The organism is Lacibacter sp. H375 (assembly GCF_037892425.1).
In the GTDB taxonomy this organism is placed as follows: Bacteria; Bacteroidota; Bacteroidia; order Chitinophagales; family Chitinophagaceae; genus Lacibacter.
Genome location: NZ_JBBKTT010000001.1, coordinates 14,836 through 37,257 on the forward strand (window position 1 = coordinate 14,836; position 22,422 = coordinate 37,257).

20 protein-coding genes are annotated in these 22,422 nt (G+C 39.9%); 7 read left to right on the forward strand and 13 right to left on the reverse strand.

The window, feature by feature from the left end:
- Positions 1-126 precede the first annotated feature (126 nt).
- Together WG954_RS00090 and argS are read left to right on the forward strand one after the other, a co-directional pair.
- Positions 127-939: a hypothetical protein gene (locus WG954_RS00090; RefSeq protein WP_340432377.1), complete on the forward strand. Its 813-nt coding sequence runs from the start codon at positions 127-129 to the stop codon at positions 937-939.
- A gap of 117 nt (positions 940-1,056) precedes the next feature.
- Positions 1,057-2,832, forward strand: coding sequence for an arginine--tRNA ligase (argS, locus tag WG954_RS00095; RefSeq protein WP_340432378.1), 1,776 nt, complete (start codon positions 1,057-1,059; stop codon positions 2,830-2,832).
- A gap of 90 nt (positions 2,833-2,922) precedes the next feature.
- Here the strand turns inward: argS and WG954_RS00100 are convergent, their stop codons facing one another.
- From WG954_RS00100 to WG954_RS00135, 8 genes are all read right to left on the reverse strand, one after another.
- Positions 2,923-5,166 carry a TonB-dependent receptor gene (locus WG954_RS00100; RefSeq protein ID WP_340432380.1) on the reverse strand — a complete coding sequence of 748 codons (2,244 nt, stop codon included), beginning with the start codon at positions 5,164-5,166 and terminating at the stop codon, positions 2,923-2,925.
- Positions 5,167-5,371: 205 nt separating this feature from the next.
- Positions 5,372-6,214 carry a hypothetical protein gene (locus WG954_RS00105; protein WP_340432382.1) on the reverse strand — a complete coding sequence of 281 codons (843 nt, stop codon included), beginning with the start codon at positions 6,212-6,214 and terminating at the stop codon, positions 5,372-5,374.
- Between the two features lie 16 nt (positions 6,215-6,230).
- A complete protein-coding gene (locus WG954_RS00110; RefSeq protein ID WP_340432384.1) occupies positions 6,231-6,743 on the reverse strand; it encodes a heavy-metal-associated domain-containing protein in 513 nt (170 codons plus the stop codon).
- A 66-nt stretch (positions 6,744-6,809) separates the two neighbouring features.
- A complete protein-coding gene (locus tag WG954_RS00115) occupies positions 6,810-7,409 on the reverse strand; it encodes a heavy-metal-associated domain-containing protein (RefSeq protein ID WP_340432386.1) in 600 nt (199 codons plus the stop codon).
- A gap of 77 nt (positions 7,410-7,486) precedes the next feature.
- Complete coding sequence (locus WG954_RS00120; protein WP_445298446.1) at positions 7,487-7,885, reverse strand: HYC_CC_PP family protein; 399 nt, start codon at positions 7,883-7,885, stop codon at positions 7,487-7,489.
- A gap of 44 nt (positions 7,886-7,929) precedes the next feature.
- On the reverse strand, positions 7,930-9,954 hold the full coding sequence (locus tag WG954_RS00125; protein ID WP_340432390.1) for a putative porin: 2,025 nt from the start codon (positions 9,952-9,954) through the stop codon (positions 7,930-7,932).
- Positions 9,955-10,051: 97 nt separating this feature from the next.
- On the reverse strand, positions 10,052-10,957 hold the full coding sequence (locus WG954_RS00130; RefSeq protein WP_340432392.1) for an FkbM family methyltransferase: 906 nt from the start codon (positions 10,955-10,957) through the stop codon (positions 10,052-10,054).
- A gap of 22 nt (positions 10,958-10,979) precedes the next feature.
- Positions 10,980-11,801: a purine-nucleoside phosphorylase gene (locus WG954_RS00135; protein ID WP_340432394.1), complete on the reverse strand. Its 822-nt coding sequence runs from the start codon at positions 11,799-11,801 to the stop codon at positions 10,980-10,982.
- A 180-nt stretch (positions 11,802-11,981) separates the two neighbouring features.
- On the opposite strand from WG954_RS00135, the gene sucC reads away from it, so the two are divergent.
- The 3 genes from sucC to WG954_RS00150 all read left to right on the forward strand — a co-directional run bounded on the left by sucC (position 11,982) and on the right by WG954_RS00150 (position 14,583).
- Complete coding sequence (gene sucC, locus WG954_RS00140) at positions 11,982-13,193, forward strand: ADP-forming succinate--CoA ligase subunit beta (RefSeq protein WP_182801874.1); 1,212 nt, start codon at positions 11,982-11,984, stop codon at positions 13,191-13,193.
- A gap of 147 nt (positions 13,194-13,340) precedes the next feature.
- Positions 13,341-13,955, forward strand: coding sequence for a hypothetical protein (locus tag WG954_RS00145; RefSeq protein ID WP_340432397.1), 615 nt, complete (start codon positions 13,341-13,343; stop codon positions 13,953-13,955).
- Between the two features lie 139 nt (positions 13,956-14,094).
- On the forward strand, positions 14,095-14,583 hold the full coding sequence (locus tag WG954_RS00150; RefSeq protein ID WP_340432399.1) for a GNAT family N-acetyltransferase: 489 nt from the start codon (positions 14,095-14,097) through the stop codon (positions 14,581-14,583).
- Positions 14,584-14,639: 56 nt separating this feature from the next.
- Here the strand turns inward: WG954_RS00150 and WG954_RS00155 are convergent, their stop codons facing one another.
- From WG954_RS00155 to WG954_RS00175, 5 genes are read right to left on the reverse strand one after another with little or no spacing between them, the layout of a single operon-like run.
- Positions 14,640-15,263, reverse strand: a complete 624-nt coding sequence (locus tag WG954_RS00155; RefSeq protein ID WP_340432401.1) for a SprT-like domain-containing protein — start codon at positions 15,261-15,263, stop codon at positions 14,640-14,642.
- Entirely contained in the window at positions 15,256-15,663 is a 408-nt protein-coding gene (locus tag WG954_RS00160; protein WP_340432403.1) for a hypothetical protein, read from the reverse strand. Before WG954_RS00160 ends, WG954_RS00155 begins: the two co-directional genes overlap by 8 nt.
- 1 nt (position 15,664) lies before the next feature.
- On the reverse strand, positions 15,665-15,904 hold the full coding sequence (locus WG954_RS00165) for a hypothetical protein (protein WP_340432404.1): 240 nt from the start codon (positions 15,902-15,904) through the stop codon (positions 15,665-15,667).
- Complete coding sequence (locus tag WG954_RS00170; protein WP_340432405.1) at positions 15,882-16,319, reverse strand: bactofilin family protein; 438 nt, start codon at positions 16,317-16,319, stop codon at positions 15,882-15,884. Before WG954_RS00170 ends, WG954_RS00165 begins: the two co-directional genes overlap by 23 nt.
- Positions 16,320-16,331: 12 nt before the next feature.
- Entirely contained in the window at positions 16,332-16,733 is a 402-nt protein-coding gene (locus WG954_RS00175) for a hypothetical protein (RefSeq protein ID WP_340432407.1), read from the reverse strand.
- A 125-nt stretch (positions 16,734-16,858) separates the two neighbouring features.
- Between WG954_RS00175 and porW the strand changes: the two genes are divergently transcribed.
- Complete coding sequence (gene porW, locus WG954_RS00180) at positions 16,859-19,921, forward strand: type IX secretion system periplasmic lipoprotein PorW/SprE (protein WP_340432408.1); 3,063 nt, start codon at positions 16,859-16,861, stop codon at positions 19,919-19,921.
- A gap of 87 nt (positions 19,922-20,008) precedes the next feature.
- Positions 20,009-22,384, forward strand: coding sequence for a transglycosylase domain-containing protein (locus WG954_RS00185; protein WP_340432409.1), 2,376 nt, complete (start codon positions 20,009-20,011; stop codon positions 22,382-22,384).
- Positions 22,385-22,422 lie beyond the last annotated feature (38 nt).

Here is a 22,422-nt window from a genome sequence, read left to right on the forward strand (position 1 = left end):
GTTGGTTTAGGTTTCGGGGTTGATTTCCATCAACCCTTCTTTTTTTTGTTAACCTTTGCGTAATTACATGGTCGGTTGCACAATTTTACGAACTGCCTCGTAATTTAGCACCCTAAAATTCAGACGATGAAATTGATTGTTTTTGCCATTGCCACATTCTTCATGTTCGGCACAAGTACAGCCCAGCAAGTAGTTAACGAAGCGGTTATTCAAATGAAAACCGAGACCACTAATCCTAATGCAGATGGTGGACCTCCCGTAGCAAATGATGGCGAAGGCCGGGTAATGGTTCGAATAGGTGAGGGTGAGATTAGATCAAAAATGTTTTTCAAGAATGGCATGACCAAGATCGAAAGTGATATGGGAATGGGCACCAACCAGGTAATTATTGATAGTAAAGAAAAGAAAACCACTACCCTGTTTGAAGCAATGGGTCGTAAGATGGGTTTCTATACAACTGAAGCTGACATGCAACGGATGATGGCTAGTGCTGATTCTGGTCGTCCTCAACAGCAAAGAGTTCAACAATTTAATCCAGAAGTATTTATTGAATATTTAAGTGAAACAAAGAAGATCGCCGGTATGGAATGCAAAAAAGCACTCATCCGTTACAAGGACCGTCGTGGACAAGAAGTACAACAGGAAGTTTGGTATTCCCCAGAGTTTGTTTTTGGTGAAGGCTTCCGTATTCGTGATGTAATGCGTATGGCAAATGTTCCGGGATTAGAAAAACTAAAAGGTTTCCCTATGGAGTTTGAACTTACAAGACAAAACGGAGCAAAAGTTCATTACCAGGTAACCAAAGTTGATCTTACTGCAAAAGTGGATGATAAAACATTTATTATCCCAAAAGACTACGATATTAAACCCATGAGCGAAATGAACCAAGGCGGCGGCCGCAATGGTTTCCAATTCAGGGTAAATGGTGGCGGACAATAACTCTTTCAACTTATACTTTTAAAAACCTCCTCTTTCGGGAGGTTTTTTGTTTTCAATCTTCTTCACATCTCTTTCGCTTACAGCATTTCAGTTATTTTTGCGGCACAATTACAAAGAATGGCAATACAGCAACAGATACAACAGGCAGCAATCAACAGTCTGGAACAATTATATGGCAAAGCTTTTACTGCAAAAGACTTCCAGATCAACAAAACAAAACCTGAGTTTGAAGGTGATTATACCATTGTGCTGTTTTCATTGTTGAAACCATTAGGGAAAAGTCCGGATGCATTAGGAAATGAGTTGGGTAAATCTCTGACAGAAAATCACTCACTGCTTTTTACGGCTTACAATATCATTAAAGGATTTCTGAATCTTACCGTCGCTGATAATTACTGGACCAACATTTTAACTACGAACTACAATGATGTCGATTTTGGTAAAGCAGCACCGAAGCATCAAAAGGTGATGGTTGAATATTCGTCACCCAATACCAACAAGCCGTTGCACCTTGGTCACCTGCGTAATAATTTTTTAGGATGGAGTATTGCGGAGATCATTAGAGCAAATGGATATGATACAGTGAAGACCTGTATTGTAAATGATCGTGGTATTCATATTTGTAAAAGCATGATCGCATGGCAACTGTTTGGTAATGGTGCCACGCCGCAATCAACAAATACAAAGGGAGATCATTTTGTTGGTGATTACTATGTGATGTTTAATGATGAATACAAGAAGCAGGTTGAAGAATTGATTGCTGCTGGAATGAAAAAAGATGACGCTGAAAAAGAAGCACCGATCATGAAAGCCACCCAACAAATGCTTTTAGATTGGGAAGCTGGCAAACCGGAAGTAATGGAGTTGTGGAAAGAAATGAACAGTTGGGTATATGCCGGTTTTGATGAAACGTATAAACGTATTGGCAGTAATTTTGATAAGATCTATTACGAAAGCAATACCTACTTACTTGGAAAGAAAACTGTACAGGAAGGATTAGAGAAAAATGTGTTTATACAAAAAGAAGATGGTAGTGTGTGGATCGATCTTACTGCTGATGGGCTTGATGAAAAAATTGTACAACGGAAAGATGGCACTTCTGTTTACATTACACAGGATATTGGTTTGGCGCAGCAGAAATATGATGAGTACAAAATCGACCAGAGTATATATGTAATTGGTGATGAGCAGAACTATCACATGAAAGTGCTGCAACTCATTTGTAAAAAGCTGGGGCTTCCTTATGCTGATAGTATTTATCATTTGAGCTATGGCATGGTTGAACTGCCTACCGGTAAAATGAAAAGCCGTGAAGGAACTGTTGTTGACGCTGATGATCTGTTGAATGAAATGGAACAAGTGTCTCAGCAAAAAACAGAAGAACTTGGAAAAGTAAAAGACTTTACTGCAGAAGAATTAAAAGAATTATACAAGACCATCAGCATTGGAGCATTGAAATTTTACCTGTTACGTGTTGATCCGAAAAAGAAAATGATCTTCAATCCCGAAGAGTCAATTGATTTTCATGGTTACACAGGACCATTCATTCAATACACGCATGCACGCATCAAATCAATATTAAGAAAGGAAAAAGCACAAGGGAATAACTTACAAACAACAAACCTTCTGAAACTTGAAAAAGAATTACTGATCGACCTGGAAAATTATCCAACAGTAATTGAACAAGCAGGCAGTGAACATGATCCTTCACATCTTGCAAACTACGTTTACAATATTGCAAAGACATTCAATTCATTTTACACTGAACATTCTGTGATGAATGCGGAAAGCACGGAGAAGAAACAATTACGTTTACTTATTTGCGAATTAACTGCGAATGTTATTGCAAGTGGCATGCAGTTGCTGGGCATCAAAGTCCCGGAGAGAATGTAATTCTGGTCGGTACGGCCCTTGGCCGTCAGACCACAAATAGAAAAAGCGGCAGGATCACTCTTGCCGCTTTTTTAACTTCCCTATTTTCTGCTACTCAATATTCACTCTTATTCCTAAAAACATTCTTCTTCCACTCAACGGAGCATAGTTATATGAAGGATCGAAAGTATATCCGTTTGGATTATTCACCTGATCATTTACACGTTTATCAAACGGATCTTCTGGTCGCAGAATCGGATCATTGGGCATAAAGTTCAAAAGGTTCTTAACTCCGCCATACATTTCCACTTTCTTACCAATGCGTTGCGTCAGCTGCAGATTTGCCAAAGTAAACCATGGAGAATACTCAGGACGAAAATCATTCGGAACAACAGGCAAACGTTGCGGACCAAAAACTTTACCTGTAAGATCAACTGCCAGTTTCCATTTGGGGAAAGTATAACTCACTGCATAATTACCTGAAAATTTCGGAGCAAATAGTTGCTGTTGTTTTTCGACAACCCCATCACGATTTTCTTCCTTTGTAAATACATCCATTAATGTAATGCCTGCAATGATCTTAAGCCTGTTTTTAAAAGCAAAATCAGTATTGAGTGTAAACCCTTTTGATACTGCATAGCCGTCTATGTTTTTATAAATGATCTTCTGCGGATCAGTATCGTAATCAGGAATGATCTTGTTGGTGAAATAAGTATAAAACAATGTTGCATCTAATGTAATAAAACCAAACGATGGGGTAAACGTACCTGTGTAATTCACATTGCCATTCCAGCTACGCTCAGGATTCAATGATTCAGCGATCACCACTTCTCTTGCACCACTTAATGCTGCATGATCTTCTGTAAACAGGTTTACAATTCTAAAACCATTTCCTGCACTGAAACGAAATATCTGGTTTTGACCGTTGTTCCACTTCAATGCTAACCGTGGCGACACAATTCCACCTTGAACATTTGTTAATTCATAACGCACACCGGCAAGCATTGTCCAACGATCATTAAATTTTAATTCATCCTGCACAAATAAGCCTTGCAGTTTTTGAACAGATGGTTGTGTGGTTACACCATCGGGTTTTGCCGTTGCTACTGTATTATCATCGTACCAAATAAAACGGTAAGGTAAGCCGGCAGAAATATTATGTTTCCCAATTTCTTTATTCCAACGTAGTTGAGCAAACGCACTATGCTGTTTTGCCATGTATGGAATGGTTCCGTAGTAAGAATCCTGATGATGAAAATTATAGGAGTATTCTAACAGCAGTTGTTCCTTCCCTGCTTTAATACCATAGTTGCCGATCAGCTCCATGCGTTTGGTGTAAATACTTTCACCATACACGCTATCACTTCCTCTCCATGTTTTATTCCATTGCATTTCACCACCCCATCTGTCTTCCGTTAACAAACGAACAGCAAACTGGAAAGGAAGTTTATTTGTTCGATCAAAGCTCCATTTGTTAAAGAGTGATATACGCTTTTGCAAGGTTACATCTGTGAAATTATCCTGATTCACATCGTAACGTTTACCAAAGTTGAATATGTTTACTCCCAACAATGAATGTGCTTTACCGAGTTTGAACTTTGCGCTGATGTCGGCATTCACTTCATCATAAGATGTAGCATATACATCTGCATGAAACAAAGCAGCAGATCCCGGATCTTTTGTAATGATGTTGATCAAACCTGCTACTGCTTCGCTGCCATACAAAGTAGACGATGGACCTTTTACAATTTCGATCCGCTTGATCAGATTAGCAGGTATACCAGAAAAACCATACACCGTTGCAAGGTTGCTTACTACCGGCATACCATCGATCAACACCATCGTGTAAGGGCCTTCCATACCATTAATATGTATATCACCAGTGTTACACACATTGCAATTCAATTGAGGTTGCACACCATTTACAATTGACAATGCTTCAAATACGGTAGCACTTGCATTTTTCTTAAAGAATTTGGCGGAATAAGATTCAACTGCAATCGGGCTGTTTGATTTCCTGATCTCTCTTAATGTACCACTGATCACCACCTCTTCTAATGATCTCGTTGCCGGTTGCAATTGAACAGAGATCATTTTGGTTGATGCAGAAACAGCGACAGTATCGCTGAGATAACCAATAGCAGTAATTGTAATGGTATCACCCGGTGCAACCATAAGGGTAAACTCGCCACGATGATCGGTAAGTACAGATTGCTGCCTGTTTACGTTTTGCACAGTAGCATGTTTGATCCTTTCTTCCGACCGAAGGTCTACCACCTCCCCCTTAACAGAAAACTGCTGGCCATTTACTACAGCGCTGATTAACATCAATCCCACAAAAATTACACCCCTCATAATTATTTTTTAGACTTGCCTAAATTTATATTTAGACAAATTTAGAAAATCTTTTCATATAGTCAAATTAAAATAGCGGAAAAGCTACCGGGCGTGAGCGAAAACAAGAAAGCCTGCTCCAATGGAACAGGCTTTTAAACTTATCTGCAACAATTCTTTTTTCGGAATAAAGAAAGGAGAAACAGTAATATCGGTTTAATCAGTTTCATTTCAATGCATTTAAAAAGTAATGCTCAAGGCTGATGAACACAGAACGTTCGGCCATACGGTGAGCATTGCCTGTCAACTGGTAACGGGCACCCACATTAAAACGGGTACTGCTGTTAAAAATCAACTGAACAGCGGGGGCAATATCAATAAAGCCGGCTTTTATATCTGTGCTTTGCTGAGCAAGAAACTCACAGTATAAATTGATATTTGTTTGTTTATAATTTTCATATTTACGGGGAAACAACAAATAGCCCATCGACAAATTGTATTGTAGCGCCTGGTTTGAAAAAGGGATTCCTAAATCCAGTTTATCTGTTTTTTCCAACTGTCTTACAAAAGCTACGCCTGCTGATGCTGCAAATTTGTTTACGAGCTGTGTTGCCACCACGCCCAACTGAATACCACTATTATCACCTTCTAGGTTTAATTCCTGGTACACCAAAGGATTATTACTCCATGCACCAGAAGCATACACTGCAGCACGGAAATGTTTATGCACTTCATCGTTACTGTAAAAACGGTACTTGGTATACAGCCTTGCACTTTCAAATTGTTGTTTCGATTCAAAGAACATATTTGAAAAACTTACGCCGCCGGTAAGCATCCAGTTCTTTGTTAATCCTAATTGCAACTCAGGCATAAATCTGTACTCACGTTCATTGTTGTGATAAGAACGCATAGTTTTCATGCCAGCCTTTGCCACAATTGTTTTTGCAGGAATATTCGAAGCCGGGTTAGAAAAAATATATAACTCCTGTCCGTTTGCAATTGAATAGATCAACAGCAACGAGCTGACGAATAAAAAACGGTACATATCGTTTGAAAAAAGGGAAGCCATTGGCCTCCCGGATAATTTAAATTGTTACATGATAAACTCGCACACCATTTGCCTCGCCTGTTTTGAAACTTTCGGCTTTGGTTTGGCCTGCATATTTTTTATATTCTTTTGCCGGTAAAAAATTCTTATCAACAATGGTGATCACTTTCTCGCCACTTAACTGCTGATTTTTTACAGACAAAAAGTAAAGCTGCTTACCAGCAACAGTAACAGGTTGATCGTTCTGAACAGATACATTATTGAAATTGGCAACTATCTGTAATTTGGCAACTGAAAATCCTGCATCTTCCACCTTCTTACGCAACTGATCAAAATTAATATCAGCACCCTCTTTAAAATTGATAATGAAAGAGGATGTTTTAATATCAGATTCCACACTTGCAATAAACGAAAGTGTTTTCAATGATTTGTTGATGGCGTTACTGCACATGGCACAGGTTAAACCACTTGCCTGTAAAGTAGCCGATTTAAATTGCGCTGAAGCAGATAAGCCAATCAACACGCTTATAATGAACAAGAACTTTTTCATAGAAACTTATTTGATGCTTGAGTAAATAGCTGCTGAGAAATGTTTTCTCAGCAGCTCTATCATATTTTAGTGATGTGTGCATTTGCCATCTTTGCAGCAATCGGTCATGGCAACTGTACCTTCTTTCTTGCAACAATCGCCACCTTTTTCACATTTCATTCCTGCGCAGCAGCCGCCTTCTTTTGCACAAGTACCATTTGCGCAACAATCAGATTTGCCTTCCACTTTTTTGCAACATGCTTTATCACCAGTGCATTTACCATCTTTCATGCAACATGCAGCAGCTTCAGTTGCTTTTTTGTCTGCCACTTTACGATCGTACTTGCAGCACTCGTGTAAATTATTATAAACATCTTCAGGAGCTGTGTACTTTTCGTTATCGTAACCCGCATTAGCAATACCTTTTTGAATTTTTTCATCAGATGATTTTGCTGCAGCATATTTTACCGTGAGCATTTTGCTATCCTCATTCCATTCGGCAAATGTTGCACCGTTTGTTTTGGCAGCACCTTCAATCGTTTTCTTACACATACCACAGTTACCCCATACTTTAAATACAGAAGTTTTTACTGCAGCTTGTTTACCACTTGTTTTTGATTGAGCATTAAGGGTTGAAGTTCCTGCAAACAAAAAAATGAATGCAGCAATTATTTGGATTGATTTCATGATTTACTAAGTTATAGGTTGATTAAATAAATATACAGTTCTGTAAGTACAGAACATTTACAAAATATCAATCTAAACTAAATCAGGAAAGTACTTACATCCCGATAAACCTTGTTGAAGGCTTTGGGAGGAGGAGAAACGTAGGCATCAACCGGAAGAGCAGTTACACCTTGTTCGGAATCATTTAAATCGATCAACCTCACCGGCTGACCTGCACTAATGCTTGAAAGTTCAAAATCAATCGATGAGGTTAGATGTGCATCATTCAACTTTACTTCCGCCACTTCATCCTTGCAACAATGATTTTCAGTTTTGAGCATGCCACATTTATCGCAAGTGCCATCGTTGTGATCTTTTTCATGACCAAAGCTAATGGATGATATCTTATCCATACAATAATGCACGTTCAAAACCATTCCGCTGGTAGCAGACAGGTAGAACAAGGCAATCATTGATATGAATAACTTCTTCAACACGTTGACAAAGATAACTATTTGAGACCAAAGGGATATGCAGTGGATCAGTTAACAAAACCCCAATAAACACCAAAACGTACGAAAAAACCGGGGGTTGGGTTTAGTGGGGCGGCTAAATTATTGTTTAAGAACCCGTTGCTTACACCCAACTGAAAAGTATTGAGGTTTTCCGCCCTTAAGAACATGCTTAAACTTCTGATGCGAAATTGAACATAAGCAGCGATATCCGGGAGATTATTGATGGTAGTATCGTTCTGCAAAAAGAACTGGCCGAGTATGGGTGAAAACCCATCGCCTTTATAAGGGGTGTGATAACGTAACTCAACACCCGTACTCAGGTTAAGCGTTTTAAAGAACTTGCCTTCAAATGCAAAACGGTTCCGGGTAAACAACAAAGGCAGATTAACGGGGGCACCTGCTGTTGATTGCTGCGCATATGCTTCAATATACCAGTTCCAGTGACGGCCGATACGAAACTGTTTTTCCAATTGCAATTGAAGTACGTTGAATAAGGTAGCTTCCTGATCGGCCTGTGAATAATTTTTAAAGTAGATATAATTTGCTGCAAGAAAATACTTTGCTCCCAATTTTAATTTCTGCTGCGGCAATTCATACAAGGCTGATGCAACAGTAGTGTTTTCATTTCCAAAACTTGTATTACCAAGATTCAGTTTTTTGAAATTACTTAAATCGTCATGAATAAAAGATGGCTTGCGGTTTACGTTGTCAAAACCAAGTGTGAGATAACCAAGTTTTTGCCCGATCAAACGTTTTAATGAAGCGTGCACATTGTAATCACCGGCGTTAAACCCACCGATGTACAATGTACCCGCAAGTTCCATATCCCATTTTTTATTCTTTGTTTTATTACGATACTCACCATTCAAAAAAAGGTTGGAGAAGGAAGGTTCTGCTGTTCCAAAATCTGCTGTGAGCTGTTGATAACCTGCTGCCGCTTTAATGAACTGCTGTTGGTTTTTAATATCAGGGAAAGAATAAATAGCTACTTCGTTTGTGAATGTTTGCCAGTAATCTTTTATGCCCAACGTGTCGGGAAGATTATTTAAACCATACAATAAATTGTAACCGGCGGTATCAACTTTTGAATCAACAAATTCAAACTTATAACGATTCAACTGCACTGTATGTTGAAAACGAAATCGTGGATAATACAAATAAACAGTGGTTGTATCATTTACTACAAGTGAATCCCTTTTACCAATATCATAATGATGACGGACTAAGAAATTTGATACAGTATAACGATTGCCCGTTGTAATGGCATTACTCAAAAAACTATTCTGAATCGCTTCAGCGCCACCAATATTGGTTGGTATGCTGAAACGCTCTGCAAAAAAGGGTAAACTGTCGAGGAACTTTGTACTTTTTATACCGCCATTCTCTGTTGCGCCGATCTTGTTGTTTGCCGCAATAAAGTAAACAGTATATCTTCTGTTTGGCGTGGTATACCAGGTATTAAAATTTAGATTCGTGTGATTATTCTTTGTGTTCCTGAAAATACCCGGTGCATTAATGAGTTTAAAATTAAAAGCGAAGTTCCAGTTGTAACGGATGTTTTGTGTATGCAGCACACCAATATTCTGTTCAACCTTTGCACCAAGAATATAATCAAGTTGTGTGTACGGTCTTGTTGTGTTGTAAAACTTTGTTTCTTCCAGCCTTGGTATGTATGCATCATAAGCATGAAATCCATGATCCCAACCTGGTTTCATATTCGGACTGAACAATAAACTGCGGGATGCACTACCTGTGTTGCCCAAAAAAATATGCGTCCATGGAAGATGCCATTTCTTGCTGAAATCATTCACCGTTGAATCGAGAAAATAAAACCGAGCCGTGTCTAAATAACGAAATGCAACGGTAATCGAATCTTCAAAGCCGGTACGGTGTAACAACGAATCTTTAAACGGACCACCGCCGCCGCCCCCGCCGCCACCAATTCTGTTTCCGCCCAATAAACCGGCACCCGGCAAACGTTGCAAAGGGTTCTGCGCCTGCAAAACATAGGATGAAATGAACAAGAAAAATAACAGCAGTAACCGGGTCATATAAGAAAAATGGGCTGTTAAAGCCCGTGCAAAAATAAATGAATTGAAATTGGCAGATGACAATTGATTCTTAAAATATGGTTCAATTCAGGTTTTATCACTTTTTAAATACAATATTCTCCGATTCACTTTGTAATGAGGCTACATAGGCATTCACATCATCCAATTTTTTAACCGACCCGTCTTCTGTAATAGCAAATGCTGTAAACCCTGATTGCTGTAATAAAGTCACCGCTTTCTGGTGTGGCTCATTTTTTCTTGCTTCGCTTAAATACTCCATGATCAGCACACAATTGTTTGCGGCAATATAATTTACAAGACCATTTATTACATTGAGCTCCCCTCCCTCTACATCTATCTTGATCATGGAAGGTTTGTATCGCCTTTCTTCAATTAATTGATCCAAAACAATGGAAGACACTTTTTTTATCTCTGGCTGATATTTCGATAACCACGCTTCTTCTTCAAATTGGTCAATATCGGTTGTATTGAACTCAGAAAACAAAACCGGAAATTCATAAAATAACAGCTCTTCAGTTGTATCAGAAACGGCTGCATTGTAAAGGTGAATATTTCTTTTGCTTGCTGCGTTTTGCTGCAATAGTTTAAAATTCGTTGATGATGGTTCGAATGAACAAACCACTCCTGATTCACCCACAAGTTTTACTGCTAACAATGTATAATATCCGAAATGAGCACCAACATCGAAGAAACAGGCAGCTTCACTTAAATTCTGGATCATGAATTTTGCCAGTCTTATTTCTGATGGATCGGCTTTGCCGCCTGTTAAATAAATATCGGTAGCTGCAGGAAGCATCAAATGCATTTCTGAATCAAAAAAAGTAGTTGCTTTTACAGGCATTCCTTTTTTAATCCATGGATATACAATGGTGCGATACCCAACTGCAAGCACATATTTCATGGGATGATGCAAAAGGCGCCTTAGCTTACTCAGCTTTGCAAGCATTTCAACTTGTGCTAATTTATTACCCAGGCTTTGCATGATGGGTTACTACAATTGAAACTTAAAGTTCAATGATGAGTTGTTTCACAATGGCTGTCATCTTTGGCTCTGCTTCCTTTGCAGCTTGTAAGACTTCTTCGTGTGTAATAATATTTTCTTCTTCACGAATACCAATATCGGTGATTACACTCATTGCAAAAACAGGAATACCCATGTGAATAGCTGCAATTACTTCAGCAACGGTGCTCATGCCCACTGCATCGCCACCAAGCATATGGATCATTTTATATTCACTGCGTGTTTCAAATGTAGGACCTGTTACACCGCAATACACTCCTTCTTTCACATCAATGTTCATGTTGGCCGCAATGGCCTTTGCTTTTTTGATGAAGTCTTTTTTGTACGGCTCACTCATATCGGGAAAACGTGGACCAAGTTCACTCATATTTTTACCGATAAGTGGGTTGGGTGTAAGCTGACTGATATGATCTTTGATGATCATAAGATCACCAACTTTAAATGATGTATTAACACCCCCTGCCGCATTACTGATAACAAATGATTGCACACCTAAATACTTCATTACACGGATGGGATACACTACATCACCTATTGAATAACCTTCATAGTAATGAAAACGACCGGCCATTACCACTACGCTCTTGTTTCCAAGTTTACCAAATACCAGCTTCCCTTTATGTCCTTCAACTGTTGATACAGGGAAGTGCGGTATATCGTTATAGCTGATCTCTTTTTCTATCTGCAATTCATCGGTAAAATGACCAAGGCCACTACCTAAAACTACACCCACTGTTGATTCCTGAGCATACTGGCTGCGGATGTAAGCAACCGTTTGGTTGATCTTATTCAGTAATTCTCCCATTGCTTCGATTTATGTAAGGCGGCAAATATAAGAAGAAGCAAGGCACAAGGACCAAGGAACAAGATGCAAAGACGAAGGAAGTCAACAAAACAAAAGTGACAGCTTTACCTTACTTCTGTTAGCTTAGTTTGGCGTTCACTCCATTTGTTCTTTCCTTATCTTCGCCGAAATTTTTGCAATATGAACCTCCACGAATATCAAGCCAAGGAATTATTGAAGAAATACAATGTTCCGGTGCAGGAAGGATTTGCCTGCAGTACAGTACATGAAGCCGAAGAAGCTTATCGCCAGATCAAGAACCAAAGCGGCAGCAGCTTTGCAGTTGTGAAAGCTCAAATTCATGCGGGTGGCCGTGGTAAGGGTACAGTGAAAGAAACAGGTATCAATGGTGTGAAAGTTGCAAAAAATATTGACCAGATCACTGAGTTTGCAAAAGGTATTTTGGGTGGCACATTGGTGACCATTCAAACAGGACCTGCAGGTAAAGTAGTAAACAAGATCCTTGTTGCACAGGATATGTATTACGATGGACCAACAGAGCGTAAAGAATTTTATCTCTCTATTCTCCTCGATCGTACAAAAAAACAAAATGTGATCATGTACAGTACCGAAGGTGGTATGAACATTGAAGATGTTGCACATGACACTCCTGAAAAAATATTTAAAGAGTGGGTTAACCCTGGCGGACCATTACAAGCGTTCCAGGCAAGAAAGATCGCTTTCAATCTTGGTTTGAGTGGTGAAGCGTTTAAGAACTGTGTGAAGTTTGTAACGAATCTTTACAATGCATATGTTGGATTGGATTGTGGTATGTTGGAAATTAATCCGCTGTTTAAAGCAGCCGATAACAAGATCATTGCGGTGGATTGCAAAATGAACATTGATGATAATGCATTGATGCGTCATCCTGATGTTGCCAACATGCGTGATACAACTGAAGAAGATCCTACAGAAGTAGAAGCAGGAAATCATAACCTCAACTTTATTAAACTTGATGGTAACGTAGGTTGTATGGTGAACGGTGCGGGTTTGGCAATGGCAACCATGGATATGATCCAGTTGAGTGGTGGTCAACCGGCAAACTTCCTCGACGTAGGTGGTACAGCCAATGCACAAACAGTTGAAGCAGGTTTCAAGATCATTTTAAAAGATCCGAACGTAAAAGCAATTCTCATCAACATCTTTGGTGGTATTGTTCGTTGCGATCGTGTTGCTGCAGGTGTAATTGAAGCATACAAAACAATTGGTAATATTCCTGTTCCTATCATCGTACGTTTACAAGGTACAAATGCTGAAGAAGCAAAGAAACTGATCGATGAAAGCGGATTGAAAGTACAAAGTGCAATTCAATTGAGCGAAGCAGCTGCATTGGTAAAACAAGCAGTAGCATAAGCTGAACTAAAAATAAACTGACGGTGCCATACGATTTTCGTATGGCATTCGTTTTTATACCTTGTGAATAGTTTAACCATTCACTTTGCCTGGTCGGCGTACTTTTTGAACCGATCCTGCAATTATAAACCATCAACCAATTATCACATGAAAGGACTACTCCGTAACAGTTTTGTTTTACTCGTTTGTTTAATTACCATTCAGTCAGCTTCTGCACAACTTAGTTTTGAAACACAACATCATTTTAAACCATTTGAAGTTTTATTAGATGCTGGCTACGCTCGTCCGGCAGGTAAAGGTGCTAAGGCCGGTGTGTTACTTGCGCTGGAACCACGTTTTAACGCATTGGATCGTGTAACATTTGGATTGCGCATGGAAGCAACGGCTATGGCTCGTGGCTTTGCTGGATTTGACGGAACAGATCCTAATGCAAATGGTGAAGCAGGTGTAGGCATTTCATTTGTACCTACGGCTGAGTATTATTTTGCTAATCGCACAGTACGCCCCTTCATTGGCGGTGGCGCAGGTGTTTATAATTTCCTGAGTATTGAAGCCAATAGTGAAAACGGAGGTAGTGTTACTGTGCCAGCTTCAACTAAGTTTGGCGGTATGGCAAGAGTTGGTGTGGAGATATGGCATATACGTGCAGCGGTTGAATATAACTTCGTTGCCAAAACCGGTGAGATCAACAATAACTATCTCGGCATAAAGCTCGGTATCATCTTAGGTGGTGGACAGTATTCGTTAGAAGATACCTATTAATATCTTACTACAGAGATGTAAGTCTCTAAGCTCTCAAAGGAAGAAAAGAAGTTTACTTTTCTTCCTTTGTGTTTTGGTGACTTCGTGGCCAACCTCTTTCCCTTTTTTGAAATAATAAATTTCCCTTTAGCTTTGAAGCATGTCTTCAACTGTTCATATTCGTCCCATACAACAAAGTGACAATGCAGCCCTCGCTGTGATCGTTCGTACTTCGCTTGCAGAGTTTGGTGCAAATAAACCCGGCACTGTTTTTTACGATCCCACAACTGATGCATTGTATGAACTGTTTCAAGCCAAAGGCAGTTTCTATTTTGTTGCAGAAGAAGATGGAAAACTGTTAGGTGGCGGCGGTATTTATCCAACCGAAGGTTTACCAGCTAAAACATGTGAGTTGGTAAAGATGTACCTCCACAAAGATGCACGTGGAAAAGGCTTGGGCAAACGGATGATCGAACATTGTCTTAGCTGGGCAAAAGATAACGGCTATGAACAAGTGTATTTAGAAACGATGCCGGAGTTGAAACAAGCATTGAAAGTATATGAACTCTTCGGCTTTGAATATTTAGATGGACCAATGGGTAACAGTGGGCATTTTGGATGTGATCGATGGATGTTGAAGAAGCTTTGAAAAAAAGTTCTGGAGTTCTAAGTTAGTAAGTTGAACTAAAAACTCTGAACTTAAAACTAAGAACTCATCAACTCCACCTCATACACCCCACTAAACAAATACACCGCCCCACTCTTCACATCAATTGCTTTATGGCGTTTGCGTAACTTTTCTTTTTTCTGAAACACACGACCGTCTTTTGTTTTAAATAGCTGATCATGTTGCAATTCCTCCACCAACACTTCACCATTCTTACGCACATCATAATTTTTCAACACACGCATCAAGTGTTCTTCACCGCAACTGGTAGCTGATGGGTTTTGTAATGACTTCATCAACGCCTTTTCAATATCAGCCGGGAAAATTTTCTTCAATAAAAACTGGGCGAGTATTTTTCCATATTCATGCTTCCACTCTTTACCGTGTGCAGCAATACGAAAACCAAAATTCTCAAATGCCAGCAGGTGAGCGATCTCATGTAACAACGTTACAAGGAAAGCATATTTATTTAGATTACCATTTACACTGATGCGGTGATTCTTTTGATTAATCGCATGGCGGTAATCACCAAGTATACTGTTACGTTCCCTGGTAATAGTTAAATGAATTTTGTAATGATGGAGATACTGCAACACCGGTTCAACCGAACCTTCGGGCAAATAAGCAGCCAATGCATGTAATGGAACTTCCTTCTTACTCATTATTCTCTTTCTTCTGCTTCAACAGGCGAAACACCATCCGCACTTCCATAAATGAATAAACAAAATACAAAGCCATACAAATGTACAATGCAGGTTTATTGATGTTGGGTTTTGCAACCATTGCATAAACGATCACTGCTGCAGCACAAACAAACATCTTGATCATGAGTGCGCCATACACGCTGCGGAAAAACACCTGGATGTTTTTATGCAGAAATCCTTTTACATGAAAATAAAGCGAAGCAATGGTTACTGCAAACAAGATGATGTTACCGATAATCAGTACATCCTGGCTCATACCATATTTGGTAAGCCAGCTTTTAGCAGTAATGAATAAGGCATTTAAAACAATAAACAAGATAACAATGGGAACAAAAAGCTGACGTGTTTCTTTCTTCATTTCATGATTTCTTAGACGTGTCTTTGAGTATGCGGTAAAACATGGCCAGTAAAACAACTAATGGCAAGAGCCATCCCAATAAAGGAAAGTTGAGTTGTAACCAGCCATCCGCTTTCAGCCCCAAAAATACAGCTAAGCCCAATGCCACGAGCAGTTGCGTAGCCAGGCCGGCATACTGCATCAGGTATTGCTTATTTGTTTTTGTTTCCCCTTTTTGCTTATTGGTCGTTGGCTGCGGCATTTAACGATTCTTTGCTGATCTCCAGCACGCTGGCCAAAGGTGCACTTGATACAGCAGCAGCGCCCATATGACATTCGCCATTGAACGAAGCAGTAGCATCAACCTGCAACTGACCGGCATAAATATTACCGTTTATCTGGCAACTGCCTTTCAGGTAAAGCAATTCGGTTACTTTAATGGTGCCGTTGATCTGCCCAAGCACATCGGCTTGTTGCGCAACCACATCACCGTAAATTTTACCCGATGGACCCACCAGCACTTTTGAGGAAGTGGTGAGGTTGCCATGAAGGGTGCCATCCACCCGGATGTCGCCCTTGCTTTCAATATTTCCTTTGATTTCGGTACCGGAGGCAACGATTGTTGCGAGGCCTGTTGAGGAATCTTTTTCCTGGGAACTGGATTTACTGTTGAACATATGCAGTGGTTTTTATTGTGTCGAACGTTCTACTTCAGGTACTTTCAGGGTATTTGTATCCAACACATTGGTTTTTACATCGCCTGACAATACCTTTTTCAGGTTATCAAGATACTGGTCTTTATACAACATTGATCTTTCCAGCGAATCGATCTTCGTTTTATAGAAGATCAGTTCTTTACGCTGACTTTGTGAACCATAGCCCGGTAAATAATATTTCAGGTTGGTAAACGTGATCAGCGCTACTGTAAGCCCCACCAATAATACAAAAATGGTGCTAAGAGTAACATAAACGCTCAATCTGGATAATTTAAATGTTACCACTTCTTCATAGGTATCATCGTTCATCACCACCAAACGGTAGCGGTTGCGCAAGCGCTTCAGTGTACTTTCTGCGTCAATTCGTTTTGCCATACTGTAAATGAGGACTAAATTTACTGTTTAACAGGTGGAAATAAAGAAATTCTTCCTGATTTTACCTTGAATTAAAATATTTTTGGTCGTATTGAGTTAATTAAGAAAAACGACCCAACGCCTGCATGCAGCCAATTATTGTACCTAAATTGAATCTCATCCTGATCGTTCTCCTGCTGGGCTGCTTTTCTGCATCGGCACAACCCGACTTTACCTTACCGCTGGTAAAACCGAAAAAATACGAGAACAAAACACTGGGTTCGGAAAAAACAGACGATAAGAAATTTACCCTCCCCCGCCGTATTTACCAGAGCATGGTTACGCATTATAACTTTCATTACAATGCCACCACCAAGATCAATGCTATTGTGGAAAAAGCGAAACTGAGCCACCAGGATGATTACACTCAACTCCTTCCCTTTTATAATTATTCAACTGACCGTACTGCTGCTGATTCACTTGAACTCGATTCGGTGATCTTTAAAGCTACAGCAGGCATTGTGCTGCACGATTTACGCAATAATTATATTGATAACATGTACCTGCTCATCGGGCAGAGTTATTTTTATTGGCAGAAGTATGATTCGGCTTACCGCATCTTCCAGTTTATCAATTACAATTTCTTCCCGAAAGGAAAAGATGAATACATTATTGTTGTTGGATCGAATGATCGTTCAACAAAAGGCGATCTGAATATTGCCACCAAAGAAAAGACCGACTTGATGCATAAAGCATTTTCGCATGAGCCCAGTCGTAACGATGCACTCATTTGGTTGACTCGCACCTACGCAGAAGATAATTTATACCCCGAAGCATATAGCCTCGTCAACCTATTACGGAAAGACCCAACCTTTCCTAAACGATTACATGGCAAACTGAACGAAGTACAGGCCTATACTTTTTATAAGCAGGAACAATGGGATAGTACTGCTTTTTATTTAAAAGATGCATTGGGTGAAGCTGCTGATAAAACGGAGTTGGCCCGTTGGGAATATTTGCTGGCGCAGTTGTATGCAAAAACAAATCAACCTGAGCTTGCTTCTTCTTATTTCAACAAAGCAAAATCACATACTACTGATCCGGTGCTTTACATTCATGCACGTATTTATGAAGCACAGCTCGTGAAAAAAGAAGGTGGCGATGCAGTGACTGAAACATTAGCAGATCTCTTGAAGCTTTCAAAGAAAGAACGTTTTGACGGCTATGAAGATGTCTTGTTCTATGCTGCAGCTGGTATGGCCTTGGAAAAAGGTGATACTACGCAAGCAATGACCTTATTGAAACGCAGCGTTTCTTACATGCCTGAAAATCCATCAACAAAAAATAAAGCATTTGTAAAACTTTCTGACCTGGCATATGCACGCAGAGATTATACGCTTGCATCAAACTCACTTGATAGTGTGAACATGCAAGACCCAGCTCTTGCAGACATGACCGCACAACTGCAAATAAAACAGCAAATGCTGAAGCAATTGGTGAATCTTATTACAATTGTAAAACAGCAAGACAGTTTGCAGGCTGTTGCCAAAATGCCGGAAAAGGAAATGGAAGCTTACCTGAAATCACTTGCACGCAAGCTTCGCAAGCAACGTGGCTTAAAAGAAGAAGCAGCCTACACGCCAACGTTAGCTGTAAACAATGGAACAGTCGATAACACACCCATTTTCACCAATGCAGGTAGTGGTAATAGTTGGTATTTTTATAATGCTGCACAAAAGTCGAGAGGCTTCAGCGAGTTTAAATCAAAATGGGGCAGCCGTCCGAATGTAGATAACTGGCGCAGGCAGGATGCAGTAGATGCAGCCAAACCAGAACAACAGGCACCACAATATGATCATAACAGCGGAGAAGATGTAAGTATTGAAGCAGATAAAATTCCTGAAGATGAGTTAACAGCTGAAGGTTTGAAAAGCCGTTTGCCTCTTACCGAAGAGAAGATGCTTGCGTCGAACAGGAAGATTGCAGAATCATTATTTGAGCAAGGGCAGATCTATAAAAACCAGCTCGAAGATTACGAGCAGGCAGCCATTGTATTTGAAGAGATATGGAAGCGTTTTGGCAATTATGAAAGAGAACAGGATGTATTATTTGAGTTGTATTACTGCTACACCAAAATTGGTGATAAAGAAAAAGCAGCTTACTTCCAGGATCAATTGAATAAGAAATATCCGAATGGCGACCTGGTGCAAAAAATAAATGCATCAAAAAATCCTGTGGTTATTTCGAAAGATGCAAAAACAATTGCTTACGAAAATATTTACAACCTGTTTATCTCCGGAAAATTTGACGAAGCACAACAGGAGAAAAAACTGGCTGATTCATTGTACGGAAATTCTTATTGGACCCCACAGTTGTTATACATTGAATCGTTGTATCACATCAAACAAAAAAATGATAGTGTAGCCATTGTTACATTAACCAACCTTGAACGCAATTTCCCTGGCACTCCAATGGCTGAGAAAGCAGCCGTGATGAAAGATGTGGTGAGCCGCCGTGCCGAAATTGAAGATTATCTCACACGCACCAACATTGTTCGTCAAACAGAAGATAGTGTGGTATTGCCATTTGATGAAGGCACAAAAGTGAATAAGGTTGTTCAGGAAATAAAGAAAGACTCAAGCAATCAGATTAAGCCAATCAATCTGCCCGGTCAGAACAATGCGAACATTCAAAGACCTGTGGCGCCAATTGAAAAAACGGATGTAAATAAAACAGATCGCAACAATGCAGGCAAACCGGTTATTGGCAACAAGCCCGGCATGGATACAACAACCATCAAGCCGTTGAAAGAAGGCAAAATTGAAATGGCTTATGTATACAACGCAACCGATCCTTATACTGTGCTGATGTATTTTGATGAAGTAGATCCGGTTTATTTAACAGAAGCCAGAACTGCTTATCAACGTTATAACTCATCATCATTTGGTGGTCAGAATATTCCTCTGAAAATTTATGAGGGCGACAAAGACAACACATGGATGGAAATGGGTCTGTTTGCCGACGTAACAACAGCACTTGGGTACATGGAAGAATGGAAAAAGAATGCCCGACAGATCGTTCCATGGCTGCCTGAACTGAAATACAATTTTGTCATTATTTCCGATCGTAACCTGGAAATGTTAAAAACCAGGAAGAATATGGAAGAATACAGGACCTTTTTACGTCAATACATCAAGGATAAATTTTAGGAATTCTTCTTCCTTTTGCCTCCCTGAATTGTTATAGATTTGTCTGGTATTGAATTTGCATATAATTGCATCTCACATTCTCATCTTATGCGTAAACCAATCAAGTATTTATGGCGTGCCTTTTTCATCGGTATGGGATTGTTTATCCTGCTGGTGATCGGTGCAAATTTCGGCCTGCTCGGTAAAATGCCTTCCCTCGAAGAACTGGAAAATCCATCTGCTTCTCTTGCCAGCGAGGTTATTGCCTCAGATGGTACCATGATGGGTAAGTTTTACCTGGAAGATCGTACTAATGTAGAGTACAAAGACATTTCCAAAAACATAGTAAATGCCTTGATCGCTGCTGAAGATGAGCGTTTTTATGAACATTCCGGCATTGATGGTCGTGCCCTTGCACGAGCCATTGCAAAACTTGGTAGCGACGGTGGTGGCAGTACTATTACTCAACAGCTGGCACTGAATCTTTTCCGTGAACGTGCAAGAAATAAATTCCGTCGTGTATTTCAGAAAATACAGGAATGGATCATTGCTGTAAAACTCGAACGCAATTTCACCAAAGAAGAGATCATTGCATTATACCTCAACACAGTCGAGTACAGCGATAATGTGTTTGGTATCCGTAATGCATCAAAAACATTTTTTCAGAAAGAGCCATCACTAGTTACCGTTGATGAAGCCGCTTTATTAATCGGGATGGTGAATGCACCTTACGCTTACAATCCACGTTTGTTTCCACCAAGAGCAATGCAAAAAAGAAATGCGGTGATCAACGATATGGTGCGTAACAATTTTGTAAGCGAAGCAGATGCAGAGAAATTAAAAAACAAACCTATCAATCTCAAGTATAAAAAACTTGATGAAAGTGCAGGTCTTGCTCCCTACTTCCGTGATGTGTTGCGTGATCAGATGAAGAAGTGGGCAAAAGAAAATAAAAAACCAAATGGTGAGAGTTATAATATTTACAGGGATGGTTTAAAGATCTATACCACCATCAACCCCCGGATGCAGTTATATGCAGAAGAAGCAGTATCGAAGCACATGAGCGCATTGCAAAAAAATTACTGGACACTGCCTTGGGTGAAAGATAACAGCATCTGGAAAGGTCATGAAAATATTCTTGAGCGTGGTATGAAAGACAGCGACCGCTGGAAGAAGATGGAAGCTGCCGGTATTGATGAAGCAGAAATTCGCAAAGTATTCAAAACAAAAACAAAAATGAAGGTGTTTGCCTGGAATGCCAAGCGTGAAACAGACACCATCATGTCACCTTATGATTCTGTTCGTTATCATAAGATGATCATACAGACAGGTTTTATGGTGATGGATCCTTTTACCGGTGAAGTAAAAGCATGGGTTGGTGGTGTGAACTTTAAAAACTTCAAGTTCGATCACGTAAACATGAACACTAAGCGCCAGGTTGGTTCAACATTTAAACCTATTCTTTATGCATATGCTGTGGAGAATGGTTATACACCTGAAACCCCATTACCAAGTGGCCCGATCAATTTAGGTGGCAAGATGATTACCGGTGGCGGTGGCCCAATGGCTATTTGTCTTGCATTTTCTAAAAACCCGGGAGCAGCCTATTTAATGAATCAATTCGGAGTAAAGAGTGTCATCAATTTTGCACAGAGCACCGGCATAAAAAGCGACATGCCGCCCTACCCATCTATTGCATTGGGTAGTGCCGACATCAGTGTATACGAAATGCTGCAGAGCTATACCATGTTCCCAACCAATGGTATGAGCACGCAACCGATTTATGTAACACGTATTGAAGACAGGAACGGAAATATTCTGCAAACATATGCTCCAGAACAAAAAGTGGTGATGAGTGAAGCCGCTGCTTACACCATGGTAAAGATGATGCAGGGTGTAGTTGATATTGGTACCGGCCGACGTTTACGTGGTATGGGATTAACAGGTGATATCGCCGGTAAAACAGGAACAACAAACGGAAATACAGATACATGGTTTATAGGCTACAATCCTCAATTATTAGCCGGTGGCTGGGTTGGTTGCGACGATCCATTTCTGAAAATGGTAGGTGAAGGTAACCGCACTGCACTACCTATCTGGGGTTACTTCTTCGATAAAGTATTTAATGATAAAACACTTGCTATTTCAAATGAAGCAAAGTTTGTGCAGCCTGAAAGTATGAAGATGGAAACATTTATGGATTACGAAAACTTTGCTGATAAATACCGCAATGAACCTGATGCTGAGAACCCCGATGCAGGTAATGGTACATCTTCTGATTACAATGATCTGAAGTTAACACCTGATCCAACCCTTGGTCCTGAGTCACAGATCAGTGAAGAACAGAAAGTATTACAGGAAGCGAAGAAACAAGCCGATAAAAATCCTGAACAGAAAAAAGATCAAACAAAACCTGTTGCTACCGATCCAAAGAAAGACAGCACTAAAAAGAAATGGTGGCCTTTCCGGAAAAAGAATAATTAATAAAAAAATCCCCGCAGCTATAGCCACGGGGATTTTTT

Coding starts and splice junctions, on each gene's coding strand:
- WG954_RS00090 (WP_340432377.1), top strand. CDS start 127: ATGAAATTGATTGTTTTTGCCATTGCCACATTCTTCATGTTCGGCACA.
- argS (WP_340432378.1), top strand. CDS start 1,057: ATGGCAATACAGCAACAGATACAACAGGCAGCAATCAACAGTCTGGAA.
- WG954_RS00100 (WP_340432380.1), bottom strand. CDS start 5,166: ATGAGGGGTGTAATTTTTGTGGGATTGATGTTAATCAGCGCTGTAGTA.
- WG954_RS00105 (WP_340432382.1), bottom strand. CDS start 6,214: ATGGCTTCCCTTTTTTCAAACGATATGTACCGTTTTTTATTCGTCAGC.
- WG954_RS00110 (WP_340432384.1), bottom strand. CDS start 6,743: ATGAAAAAGTTCTTGTTCATTATAAGCGTGTTGATTGGCTTATCTGCT.
- WG954_RS00115 (WP_340432386.1), bottom strand. CDS start 7,409: ATGAAATCAATCCAAATAATTGCTGCATTCATTTTTTTGTTTGCAGGA.
- WG954_RS00125 (WP_340432390.1), bottom strand. CDS start 9,954: ATGACCCGGTTACTGCTGTTATTTTTCTTGTTCATTTCATCCTATGTT.
- WG954_RS00130 (WP_340432392.1), bottom strand. CDS start 10,957: ATGCAAAGCCTGGGTAATAAATTAGCACAAGTTGAAATGCTTGCAAAG.
- WG954_RS00135 (WP_340432394.1), bottom strand. CDS start 11,801: ATGGGAGAATTACTGAATAAGATCAACCAAACGGTTGCTTACATCCGC.
- sucC (WP_182801874.1), top strand. CDS start 11,982: ATGAACCTCCACGAATATCAAGCCAAGGAATTATTGAAGAAATACAAT.
- WG954_RS00145 (WP_340432397.1), top strand. CDS start 13,341: ATGAAAGGACTACTCCGTAACAGTTTTGTTTTACTCGTTTGTTTAATT.
- WG954_RS00150 (WP_340432399.1), top strand. CDS start 14,095: ATGTCTTCAACTGTTCATATTCGTCCCATACAACAAAGTGACAATGCA.
- WG954_RS00155 (WP_340432401.1), bottom strand. CDS start 15,263: ATGAGTAAGAAGGAAGTTCCATTACATGCATTGGCTGCTTATTTGCCC.
- WG954_RS00160 (WP_340432403.1), bottom strand. CDS start 15,663: ATGAAGAAAGAAACACGTCAGCTTTTTGTTCCCATTGTTATCTTGTTT.
- WG954_RS00165 (WP_340432404.1), bottom strand. CDS start 15,904: ATGCCGCAGCCAACGACCAATAAGCAAAAAGGGGAAACAAAAACAAAT.
- WG954_RS00170 (WP_340432405.1), bottom strand. CDS start 16,319: ATGTTCAACAGTAAATCCAGTTCCCAGGAAAAAGATTCCTCAACAGGC.
- WG954_RS00175 (WP_340432407.1), bottom strand. CDS start 16,733: ATGGCAAAACGAATTGACGCAGAAAGTACACTGAAGCGCTTGCGCAAC.
- porW (WP_340432408.1), top strand. CDS start 16,859: ATGCAGCCAATTATTGTACCTAAATTGAATCTCATCCTGATCGTTCTC.
- WG954_RS00185 (WP_340432409.1), top strand. CDS start 20,009: ATGCGTAAACCAATCAAGTATTTATGGCGTGCCTTTTTCATCGGTATG.